Source organism: Succinimonas amylolytica DSM 2873 (assembly GCF_000378405.1).
Taxonomy (GTDB): domain Bacteria; phylum Pseudomonadota; class Gammaproteobacteria; order Enterobacterales; family Succinivibrionaceae; genus Succinimonas; species Succinimonas amylolytica.
This window is the reverse complement of sequence record NZ_KB899636.1, coordinates 929,871-940,327: the sequence shown is the minus strand read 5'-3', so window position 1 is coordinate 940,327 and position 10,457 is coordinate 929,871. Positions and strand designations below refer to the sequence as shown.

7 protein-coding genes and 4 tRNA genes are annotated in these 10,457 nt (G+C 46.7%); 5 read left to right on the top strand and 6 right to left on the bottom strand.

Annotated features, from left to right (window positions below):
- Positions 1-99 precede the first annotated feature (99 nt).
- The gene (locus F557_RS0104175) at positions 100-1,818 is read left to right on the top strand and encodes a tetratricopeptide repeat protein (RefSeq protein ID WP_019000995.1); all 1,719 of its coding nucleotides are present in this window, start codon (positions 100-102) and stop codon (positions 1,816-1,818) included.
- A gap of 98 nt (positions 1,819-1,916) precedes the next feature.
- Here the strand turns inward: F557_RS0104175 and F557_RS0104170 are convergent.
- From F557_RS0104170 to F557_RS0104155, 4 genes are all read right to left on the bottom strand, one after another.
- Positions 1,917-2,000, bottom strand: a tRNA-Leu gene (locus F557_RS0104170).
- A 4-nt stretch (positions 2,001-2,004) separates the two neighbouring features.
- A tRNA-His gene (locus tag F557_RS0104165) sits at positions 2,005-2,080 on the bottom strand.
- A gap of 30 nt (positions 2,081-2,110) precedes the next feature.
- Positions 2,111-2,187 (bottom strand) — tRNA-Arg (locus F557_RS0104160).
- Between the two features lie 11 nt (positions 2,188-2,198).
- A tRNA-Pro gene (locus F557_RS0104155) sits at positions 2,199-2,276 on the bottom strand.
- A 703-nt stretch (positions 2,277-2,979) separates the two neighbouring features.
- Between F557_RS0104155 and F557_RS0104150 the strand changes: the two genes are divergently transcribed.
- The gene (locus F557_RS0104150; RefSeq protein ID WP_019000994.1) at positions 2,980-3,840 is read left to right on the top strand and encodes a sulfite exporter TauE/SafE family protein; all 861 of its coding nucleotides are present in this window, start codon (positions 2,980-2,982) and stop codon (positions 3,838-3,840) included.
- Positions 3,841-3,885: 45 nt separating this feature from the next.
- Here the strand turns inward: F557_RS0104150 and F557_RS0104145 are convergent, their stop codons facing one another.
- Positions 3,886-4,482 carry a hypothetical protein gene (locus F557_RS0104145; RefSeq protein ID WP_019000993.1) on the bottom strand — a complete coding sequence of 199 codons (597 nt, stop codon included), beginning with the start codon at positions 4,480-4,482 and terminating at the stop codon, positions 3,886-3,888.
- A 281-nt stretch (positions 4,483-4,763) separates the two neighbouring features.
- On the opposite strand from F557_RS0104145, the gene folD reads away from it, so the two are divergent.
- Positions 4,764-5,615 carry a bifunctional methylenetetrahydrofolate dehydrogenase/methenyltetrahydrofolate cyclohydrolase FolD gene (gene folD, locus F557_RS0104140; protein ID WP_019000992.1) on the top strand — a complete coding sequence of 284 codons (852 nt, stop codon included), beginning with the start codon at positions 4,764-4,766 and terminating at the stop codon, positions 5,613-5,615.
- 178 nt (positions 5,616-5,793) lie between these two features.
- Here the strand turns inward: folD and fabV are convergent, their stop codons facing one another.
- Entirely contained in the window at positions 5,794-6,987 is a 1,194-nt protein-coding gene (gene fabV, locus F557_RS0104135; RefSeq protein WP_019000991.1) for an enoyl-ACP reductase FabV, read from the bottom strand.
- Positions 6,988-7,353: 366 nt separating this feature from the next.
- Here fabV and F557_RS0104120 point away from each other — a divergent pair, with 366 nt between their 5' ends.
- Positions 7,354-8,709: a hypothetical protein gene (locus tag F557_RS0104120; protein WP_019000988.1), complete on the top strand. Its 1,356-nt coding sequence runs from the start codon at positions 7,354-7,356 to the stop codon at positions 8,707-8,709.
- Between the two features lie 53 nt (positions 8,710-8,762).
- Positions 8,763-10,250, top strand: a complete 1,488-nt coding sequence (gene dacB, locus F557_RS18760; protein ID WP_044142609.1) for a D-alanyl-D-alanine carboxypeptidase/D-alanyl-D-alanine endopeptidase — start codon at positions 8,763-8,765, stop codon at positions 10,248-10,250.
- Positions 10,251-10,457 lie beyond the last annotated feature (207 nt).

The window sequence follows — 10,457 nt, the reverse complement described above, 5'->3', positions numbered from 1 at the left end:
ATTCCTTTTCATTTGTGAAAACTAACTGCGACATAACTGGGCCCATAATTATGCCACAGTATTACCTTGTTTACACAAAAATTTTATCACTCTCGCCTTATGCTACGTGAAAACAGTATTCTTGAGGCTGAAAAACTCCTGAAAACCGTGCTTCAGAAATCCTCGGATGGCAAAGTATCGCCACATATCAGGGCAGCAGCTCTTCTTCAGGCCTACTACCTTTACGACTACGCAGGAGAAAATGAAAGGGCTCGCGGATACCTTGAAGATGCAGTGAATGTTTTAGATTCCCCCCTTTATACCTATACGAGAGCGCTGATCTCCCACAAGGCCGCCAGAGCATTCGATGAGGAGCATAACTATAAAAAGGCCATGTATTACTCAGAGATCTATCTGCACACCATGGGCAGTATCCCCGCGCAGGCACAAAACTATCTTCAGGCGCTTATAGAATTCAGCGACTACTGTCTCCGGGAGGGCAAAACAGACACCGCCTTCATGGTGCTGCGCCGAGCGGAGGGACTGGCTCAGTCGGCATCATCCGACAAACACACCGCTGCCGTAACCTATATGAAGCTCGGCAGCATATATGCCATTAATGAGCGGTTCGGAGATGCCAGAATCTATACAGAAAAGGGCTGTAACATTCTTAAAACCGTTTCCGGGAAGGAGGATCTGCAAAAGGATCTCACCGACTGCGAAATTGAACTTCTTGATATCTTTATAAAGGGACATAACAGCGAAGCGGCTCAGAACCTTGCCAAAAAACTTAAAATCCGCATCCCAGTCATGACGGACTCCCAGAAAAACCTTTACTACCGCAAGGCCGCTGCCATTGAAGCAGGACACCGCAACTACCGGGAAGCCTACGAACTTCTCCGTCACGTAATTATTGCCGCTGAATCCCGCGAAGAAATACCTACCGCCGGAAAAAAGCAGCCCCAAAATGCCGCATCCGGTACCCCGAATTCCCGAATTCGGGATATCGGAAACGTAGTATCCTATATGAATGAAAGCTTTCTATTCTATCCGGCAGCCATCTCCTTTCTGATTTTTCTAATGCTGTGTTTGGTTCTCATCATCATCAGCAACCGCTACCGCAGTCTTAAAAAGAAAATTGCCCGGCTTGACATTATCCCGGATACCGCTAACGCAGCACCTGATAAAAGAGCTTTCCTCTCCTATATCACAGAGCTCCGCATGGATTACATCCCGCAGCAAAACTTCAGCAAAAAAAATCCCCGTCCGCTGGTATTGGATGAAAAGCTGATAATCTGCTTCTCTGTTCCCGGATTTGCCGGTCTTTCCGTAAGCCGCGGCAGCAAATACGCCTCTCAGATAATGCAGATATTTGTCCAGGCAATGAAACTGCGTTTTCCGACGGATCTGCTATTCCAGCTTTCTGATACGGAATTCATCACCATCCAGAAAATTAATTCCGAAAAGGTCATCACGGAAACCATGGAGAATTTTTTTCATCTTCTTGAAGAAGTTCTGGACGAAATCCGGATGGATTTTTCAGTAACTGCCGGAATTATCAACTACCCTCTCCTGATGAATGATCCTTACCGCCTGCCATCAGAAAAAATTTTGGAGGTAATTCTCACAGCGCTTTCTGGAGCCCAGGAGATTAAAAATGCTACCGGAAACAACGCATGGGTGAAGATCAAGCCCAAGTCAGCCACAGTAAACGATTTTGACGGTGACGCTCGTCAGAAAACCATTGACGGAATTATCAAAAAGGAAATACATGTCATTAACTCTGAACCAGGTTTTATCATAGACTGGAGAAGGCTTGACGAAGAAAACAAATACTGAGTTCGAAAAGGCAAACTGCGAAACAGTACAGTGCAAAGAAGCAACAACAAATAACAAAAAGGAAAAATAAAGAAAATATACTTGAAGAGCATCCGGAGTGGTACGGGAAAAGAGACTTGAACTCTTACGCCTAGGGCGCCAGAACCTAAATCTGGTGCGTCTACCAATTCCGCCATTCCCGCAGAATGGGGTGGCTAGGGGGAATCGAACCCACGACAACTGGAATCACAATCCAGGGCTCTACCAACTGAGCTATAGCCACCACTGAAGAAAGCATGATCACCACTTTGAATGGCGCACCCTAAAGGACTCGAACCTTTGACCGACCGCTTAGAAGGCGGTTGCTCTATCCACCTGAGCTAAGGGTGCCCTTCAAGGGATGGTCGGTGATGCAGGATTCGAACCTACGACCCTCTGTACCCAAAACAGATGCGCTAGCCGGACTGCGCTAATCACCGCGGAATCATCGCTTAACGGGGGTGCATGATACAGGGTTAGTGTTTTGCCGTCAACAGGTTTTTTGATTTTTTTCACATTTACTGGATTTTAAACCTAAAAATAGCCAGAAAACACCGTTTTTGTACAAATATTGAACATCCTGCCATTACTTTGAAATTTACTGTACTGTATTCTCCGTTTTCAGAGGCTACAATCAATCCGGTCAGAATACAAAACAAAGTCCTCCCTGATGAATAGTCTGCAAAAAAATGCCAGATGTTTCCGCCCGCCTCCAAGATCCGGGATAAATAATGGAAGCAGGAAAGGCAACCATGTCCAGTCAGACAAAACTAACAGCAGCAAGATAGTTTCTTCCTGACTGACCTCAGCCGTAAACCACCACCAAATCCGTCTCGTAGCCTGTACAGAGTCTGTCAGATCCCCATACTTCTATTCCGTCCACCCCCTCCGAAAACTCGTCATTGTTGAAAAAGCGTACCATTAATGTTCATTACTACAGCACCACTGATTAAACATCAGTAATACCCCTCAAAACACCGAAAAAGAACTGTCTTCGAATACTTACGGCACACGCGACTTCAGAACAATCCAGGGACACTATTCAACAAAATTCCTGAATTCCCGCCTAATGCTATACAATAGCACTCAGTAAAAACAGTTTTTCTTCTGAATTACAGGGCCCCTTGCGCTTTTAAAATCAATATGGATTCTATTGCATCTCTGGCACCAGTTGTTGCCATTCTCTGCATTTCCGGCATTGCCGCCGGATTTCTCGCCGGTCTTCTCGGGGTCGGCGGCGGGATTATCTTCGTTCCGGTGTACTACTTTATTTTCACCGACTGGTTTGCCATGTCTGCACAGGAAGCTATCGTTCTGGCCACCTGCACCTCATTGGCCACCATGATTCCCACAACCATGTCCAGCAGTCTTTCTCATATCAGACATGACAATTATCTCCGGGAACTTCTGCTCAGATGGCTGCCCTGGCTCTGCGTCGGAGTGGGCACTGGGACAGTGCTTTCCCATTTTTTTGGAGGAGCATGGCTCTCAACACTGTTCGGCTGCATTCTCCTCTTCGCTGCCTGTAATCTGATATTCTTCTCAAAGGCCCGGGGAATTTTCACTGTCTTTCCCGCCAAAGGATTTCAGGCCGTTATCGCACTGGGCATATCCGGTCTTTCCGTAATGCTGGGAATCGGCGGCGGAACCCTTACCGTTCCGTTTCTCTCCCTGTTCCGTGATATGGACACCAAAAAAATCGTCGGCACAGCTTCAGTTATCGGGCTTATCGTCTGTCTTCCCGGGGCTGTTATTACTGTAATAATGGATATTATTGATGTCCTGAGACTCCCTGATAACGTTTACACCACTTTCAATAACGCACCAACACTGACTTTCGGACATATCTGCTTCCCAGCGGTTTTATGCGTGGCACCTTTCGCCATGCTTTTCGCCCCTTTGGGAGTACGAATCAACCGGAAGCTGCCCCCTCATATCATCAAGATCATTTTTGGGATTATGGTAGTGTTCACCAGTATCAAAATGCTGATATCAGGAAGTTAATAATGATCCAAAGTACCATAAGACAGTCCGAAGAAGCAAAGCTACTTATTTTTCAGCTGTTTTCAGAAGCTGATAAACCTTTTCATAAACACCGGCACCGAAATCCGTATTCTCTGTTTTTCCGGTGGAACGGTTAACCAGAAAAACCACCGGAAGCTCCACCTCGAAAATCCGGTCTCCAAAATTCCTTTCCGCTGTCAAATCTGCTATTCCGCGGAGATAACGGATCTCGTTAAGAGTTCGGCGGTCCGCATTAGAAAAGTCTCCGGGAGTCCTCTTTCCAAATATCAGCCCCTCGTATTTGTGAAATCTCTTTACTCCAAAGCGCGCCATGAGAGCTTTCTGAAGTCCCGAAGCATCCCCCTCAATTCGCAGCCTGGCCTCGCAGGTTACAAAGGAACCGGATTCCTTAAGCACCCGAAATCCTGAGAACTCCGCCTGAGGAAGTTCCTGCTGGGATAATAGTTCATAGCTAAAACTGTGTTTTAGGGATTTTTCCACCTGTTCTCCCTGACAAAGCTCTCCATTATCTGCAGTGCACGCAACAAAACAAATTCCTGCCACTGCCAAAAAAAAAGCCCGAAAAATTCGCAAAACCGGATACAGACTTATCTCTCCTCCCCAACTTTTGTCTGCAAACATCCCTAATCCTCCAGTTGTAATAAATCTCCGGGGAAAACCCCCGTTCACCGCCAGACAAAGCATCACTCTCTTACTCAGCGAAGGCAATTATAAATACCGGATTCATCTCTTCAAGTTTCCATAAAGAAGAATCTTCACGGCTTCAGAGCTATTTAACATTTCTCTCAGACCCCGCCCACGCCTCTCTTTCTCATCAGTTCATCCATGTTTATAAAATGCAATTCAGGATGTATAATTAGGAGCATTCACCATAATCTATTGATCCCTCCAGGAGAAATTTCATGACCGCACAGATTATTGACGGCAAAGGCATTGCAAAGTCAATCAGGGAAGAGCTAGCAAAAAAAGTAATCAGACTTCAGGACGAGGGCAAAAGAACTCCGGGGCTGGCAGTGATTCTCGTAGGCGAGGATCCAGCATCCCAGATCTATGTTAACAACAAGAGAAAGGCCTGTCAGGAAATCGGATTTATCTCCAAATCCTACGATCTTCCCGCCGATACCACTGAACAGTATCTTCTGGAGCTCATTGACGGTCTTAATGATGATCCCACCGTTGACGGCATTCTGGTTCAGTTACCGCTTCCAAAACATATCGATTCCACCAAGGTTATTGAAAGAATCAGAGCCGACAAGGATGTGGATGCTTTCAACCCCTACAACGTCGGACGGCTAGCTCAAAGGATTCCATCTCTTCATCCGTGCACTCCCAAGGGGATTATGACTCTGATAAGAAGCACCAGGATCGATCTCCTCGGTAAGAATGCTGTGGTAGTGGGAGCTTCCAACATAGTAGGCCGCCCCATGACTCTGGAACTGCTCCTAGAAGGATGCACAGTAATCACCACCCACAAGTTCACTAGGGATCTGGAATCATTTGTCAGACAGGCCGAGATTCTGGTAGTAGCCATCGGAAAACCAAATTTCATTCCGGCAGACTGGATTAAGGAAGGCGCTGTGGTAATCGATGTGGGCATAAACCGTCTTCCTGACGGCCATCTTACCGGAGATATAGAGAAGGCCGCAGCCGAAAAGGCGTCCTTCATCACTCCTGTTCCAGGAGGTGTTGGCCCCATGACCATCGCCTCTCTTATGGAAAACACCATGGAAGCCTACGAAAAGTACCATTCCTAAGCTGCCGTATAGAATTTTTCAACACTCCAAGGCCTGATTATTCAGGCCTTTTATGTTTCCTAAGCATTCCTGCTGGTAATTCCTCGGAAAAACACGTCACTGAGATTATGTAAAAAAACGGCATGAATATGAATCCATGCCGCTTCATTTTATAAATCCCGTTCAGGGATCCTCTCTGCTACAGGTTTATCACCTCAAAATCCGTTACCGGACTTATATCAGCAGCGTAATCAACGCCGGCCACTCCAAAACCAAACAGCTTAAGAAAATCCTTCTTATATTGATCATAATCGGTCTTCTCTCTGAGATTCTGAGTAGTTATTTCCGGCCAAATTTTCTTGCAAGCGTCCTGAACCTTCGGATCCAGTTCCCAAGTATCCATTCTGATACGATCACAATTATCCAAAGGGAAGTCCTGATTATTAAGAGCAGTACTGAAAAGACGGTAGATATGGTCAATAACCTCTTCATGCACTCCCTGTTCCTTCATAATCCGGAAACAGATAGCTATATAGAGCGGCATTACCGGAATCGCAGAAGAGGCCTGAGTAATTACAGACTTTAGAACTGCCACATTGGCACGTCCGGAAACCGGTACCAGACTGGCGGTAATGGCATGTGCCGCCCGATCCAGATCCTCCTTGGCCTTACCCAGGGTTCCGTGCCAGTAAATCGGCCATGTGAGTTCGGTACCAATATAACTGTAGGCCACGGTACGGAAACCGTCAGCCAAAACCCCGGCCTCTGAAAGAGCCTGGATCCAGAGCTCCCAGTCCTGTCCACCCATAACCTTTACCGTATCCTGAATTTCCTGTTCGCTGGCCGGCTCCACACGGTCCTGAATGATTTCATCCTTATTGGTATCCACCGCGGTTGTGGAGTAAACCTGACCAATCGGCTTCAGCGAGGACTTTACAGTTTCTCCGGTACCAGGAATGGTTCTGCGGGGAGATGCCAGTGAATATACCAGCAAATCAATTTTTCCCAAGTCCTGTCTGATAAGCTCGATTACCTTGTTCCTGCAGGCGTCAGAAAAAGCATCGCCATTGATGCTTTTGGCATAAAGCCCCTTTTCGCGGGCGGCGGCGTCAAAAGCTGCAGAGTTATACCAGCCGGCAGTTCCGGTACGGCCCTCAGTCCCCGGCTTTTCAAAAAACACACCAATGGTGGCAGCGCCGGAACCGAAAGCCGCACTGATGCGAGAGGCCAGACCATAGCCTGTAGACGAACCTATGACCAGAACATTTTTTGGTCCGTTTTCGATTTTGCCGTGAGACTCCACGTAAGCAATCTGATCCCTGACATTCTGAGCGCATCCGGCAGGATGAGCGGTAGTGCAAATAAATCCACGAACTTTCGGCGATATAATCATGTTTCGTTCTCTTTTCAATCAAAACTGTCCTGAATTAATGCAGAACAGATTCCAGTTAAAGACCTCTGGCTGAAAACCTGCCAGCGTTTCCTGACAGGGATTTTACACTCAGTTTCCGGGATTTAACACAAGCACCGAAAAAATATCCCGTTCCGGATCTGATTTTTCGGGATTTCAGCCCCGGGAAACGCACCATTTCCATTGCTTTATTTTTTAGATGATAAAACCGCTATTACGGCCTCCAGTTTGCTGATAATTATGCCCGGCACTGCATAAAACTCATCAGATACCCTATTTATGGTAGAATGAATTCTGGAGCTTTTTTGTTCACAGGTAAAGCTCCTAAAAACTCCGGGATTACGCATCATGGCCAACAAAAAATATTTGCTGTTTACATTTTTCGTTCTGATAATCCACATTGTCCTGGCCATGGTCTATGCCAACAACCAGATTATCGGAAGCAGTCAGAACCTTCTACTCACAAACGCCTATGATGCGCTTTACAACGGCAAATTCAGTTCCTTCGGAGACTCGTTCCCAGGAATCGGCCCCACCCCGGGAATTCTGCCAACACTCCTTTCATATACGGCCCTGACAATCTGGGATACTCCGCTTTCCATAATGGCGCTGATTATCATTCTTCGCATCCTGGCTTTTATAATTCTTAGTGCCTGCTTAAAAAAATACTTCAGCAATATCACCATGTGCTGGTTTTCAGTATTTTTCCTGCTGTCCCCGTTTATTCTCTACAACACTACTCTCACTCAGGATGCTTTTTTCCTTTTCGGGGTAGCGGCTGTAACAGCCTCCTATGTAATGCTCAGAAAGGCCACTTCCTTCCAGGATATCTACAGCAGAGAAATCACCTTCACCTACGACCGGAAAGGATGGACGTTTTTCGGCACAATTGTCATGATTCTCGGACTTTTCTGGTGCGTGGAAACAGATTATCTGGGACTCATCATGGTATTCCTTACACTGTTCATGTACATGAGGAGACTCTTGACCTTTTCATTTACAGGGGCTTCCATCGGCTTTTTTATCGGGGGAATGACAATATATCCGTTCCTGCAGGAACTAACCTCTAACAACACTCTTACCGGTCTTTATGCTGCAGACAAGGATCATCCGGTGATGTACGGACTTACCAACATCTATCCTCTGGCAATTTCAGTTTTTGATTTTTTAAGACTCGGAAGTACCAATTTCTCTCATTACCTGGTAACGGAATTCAATTCCGGATTTATTTCCGGAGAGCCGGTATCCCGGGTTCTTAACACCATCTGGGTGGTTGTGCTTTATGCACTGGGCGGAGTTACACTGCTTCTCAATATTGCCTCATGGTCAGTAGCTCTTAAGCAATGCTTCCGGATTGCTTTTGACAAGCATAAGGTTCCCAATAAGAGGGAGTATCTTTATCTCGTCTCCTTCTACACCTTTTTCGCACTGGTACTGACAGCAGCTATCTATTCTGACAAGCTGCCTTTGGTAACACTGGGAGCCATTCTGCCTCTGGCACTTATTCCGGCGCTGACTATTGTCGACGGACACCGGCAGAACAACACCTCCATGCATTTTACAATTCTGACAGGAGCCATCATCTTCCTCACCGTGATCAACCTAGGAGCGGCAGTATCATCAGGATACTTTGACAGCAATGCCAGTCTGAGCATGCAACTCACAGAAGAGGTTAATGCCATTTTATCCGAAATGACCAATTGATTTTTGACTGTTTTGGAATCTAATGTCTGACAGATTCAGGGGATATCAGAAAGATGTTAAAACAAGCTTTAATGGGAATAGCGCTTTCCCTTTCAATTTTATCAGGAGTCGCCTTGGCCTCTCCTGACGGCAAAAGCTCCAAAATTCAGGAAGGCGCTCTTAACGGAGTAGCCTACCGCCTGAACGGCTCGCTAAAGGGCTACAACCAGGATCTTTACTTTAAACCAGCCTCCACAGAAAAAGTGATCACCGCTCTGGCTGCTCTGTCCTATCTGGGACCAAACTATCAGATAAAGACACGTCTCCTTGTAAGTAGCAAGTCTCTCTCCTCCGGCAACAAAATAGTTACCCAGAACGGTGTACTCAACGGAGATATCGAAGTTGAATTCCGCGGGGATCCGTATTTCACCAAACAGGAGCTTTACAACCTGCTCAATACCTTGAAGGATGCCGGAGTGCATACCATCGCCGGCAATGTTTATCTGAATTCCGGATATTTTGCCGGACACGACTATGCCAGCGGCTGGTCATGGGATGATCTTTCCAAATGCTTTACCGCACCGCCATCATCCGTAATCATTAACGGAAACTGCGTTTCCGCAAAACTTACAGCCACAAAAATCGGCGGCAAGGTTACGGTAGAAATTCCTGAAGGCATGCCAATTTCGGTAATCACCAGCGACGTTGAGGTGGTATCCCCCTCAGAATTCTACGGAGGATGCGACCTGGAAATGGATCGGAATTCCCAGAATATCTACCGGCTCTCCGGATGCATTCCGGTGCAGCAGAAAGGAAAACCCCTGGGACTCTCCTTTGCTATTCAGGATCCCGAACAGTGGGGCAAGGACATTACTGCCCAGGTGCTAGCCAAGCTGAAAATTCAGGTAAGCGGAAAAATCGAACCAGTCAGAAAATCCGTCGGCACCCTGTCGTACTATGCCGCTCATCTCTCTGTACCGATTTCTGCCATGCTGGACAAGTGTCTGAAACGCAGTGTAAATATTATTGCCGACAGCATGGCCCGCACTATCGGAACGGTATTCTACAGCCGCCCAGCCAATTATGACATGTCCATGACCGCCATCCGCAGAATTCTCAAAGGCAAGGGAATCGATCTTGGCAGTGCTACACTTATTGACGGATCCGGACTATCTCCCCACAACAACATCACGCCACGGCAAATGCTGTCCGTACTGCAGTACATCGCTGACAACGACAGTCATCTCAACATGATAAAACTGTTTCCGGTAGCCGGACAAAGCGGCACTCTCGGAAGCAGGGGAAGCGTGATGAAGGCTCCGCTTCTTAAAAACGTCACTGCAAAAACCGGAACCCTGAACGGAGTTTCCAACCTAGCAGGCTTCCTGACCACAAAATCCGGGAAGCTGGTTCCCTTTGTCTACTTCATGAACAACCTTTCTTACGATGAAGCAACCGCCAAAAAACTCAAGGCCAAAAAAATTGCCAAACCGCACTATATTCATGAAAGACAGATCCTTGAAACCATCTACAACGAGAATGCGGTCCGGGAGGAGCACTGAAATCGCGTATAAGAGGTAACTTCCCAAAACAGTTTTAAACGGCCGGAGATCTCGCAAAGGAGCGCCGGCCGCTCTATTTGGAGAACCATGTTCCACGCCACTGTTTTTAAACCGTAGCAAAATATGCTAAAACAGACTGATAAAAAAGAACGGCACAGCATTAATCACCACGCACATTCTAAAATAAAAGTATAAGATCCGTCTCTC

What these genes read in the sequence shown, in the direction of transcription:
- F557_RS0104175 (WP_019000995.1), top strand. Translation starts at nt 100, where the DNA reads ATGCTACGTGAAAACAGTATTCTTGAGGCTGAAAAACTCCTGAAAACC.
- F557_RS0104150 (WP_019000994.1), top strand. Translation starts at nt 2,980, where the DNA reads ATGGATTCTATTGCATCTCTGGCACCAGTTGTTGCCATTCTCTGCATT.
- F557_RS0104145 (WP_019000993.1), bottom strand. Translation starts at nt 4,482, where the DNA reads ATGTTTGCAGACAAAAGTTGGGGAGGAGAGATAAGTCTGTATCCGGTT.
- folD (WP_019000992.1), top strand. Translation starts at nt 4,764, where the DNA reads ATGACCGCACAGATTATTGACGGCAAAGGCATTGCAAAGTCAATCAGG.
- fabV (WP_019000991.1), bottom strand. Translation starts at nt 6,987, where the DNA reads ATGATTATATCGCCGAAAGTTCGTGGATTTATTTGCACTACCGCTCAT.
- F557_RS0104120 (WP_019000988.1), top strand. Translation starts at nt 7,354, where the DNA reads ATGGCCAACAAAAAATATTTGCTGTTTACATTTTTCGTTCTGATAATC.
- dacB (WP_044142609.1), top strand. Translation starts at nt 8,763, where the DNA reads ATGTTAAAACAAGCTTTAATGGGAATAGCGCTTTCCCTTTCAATTTTA.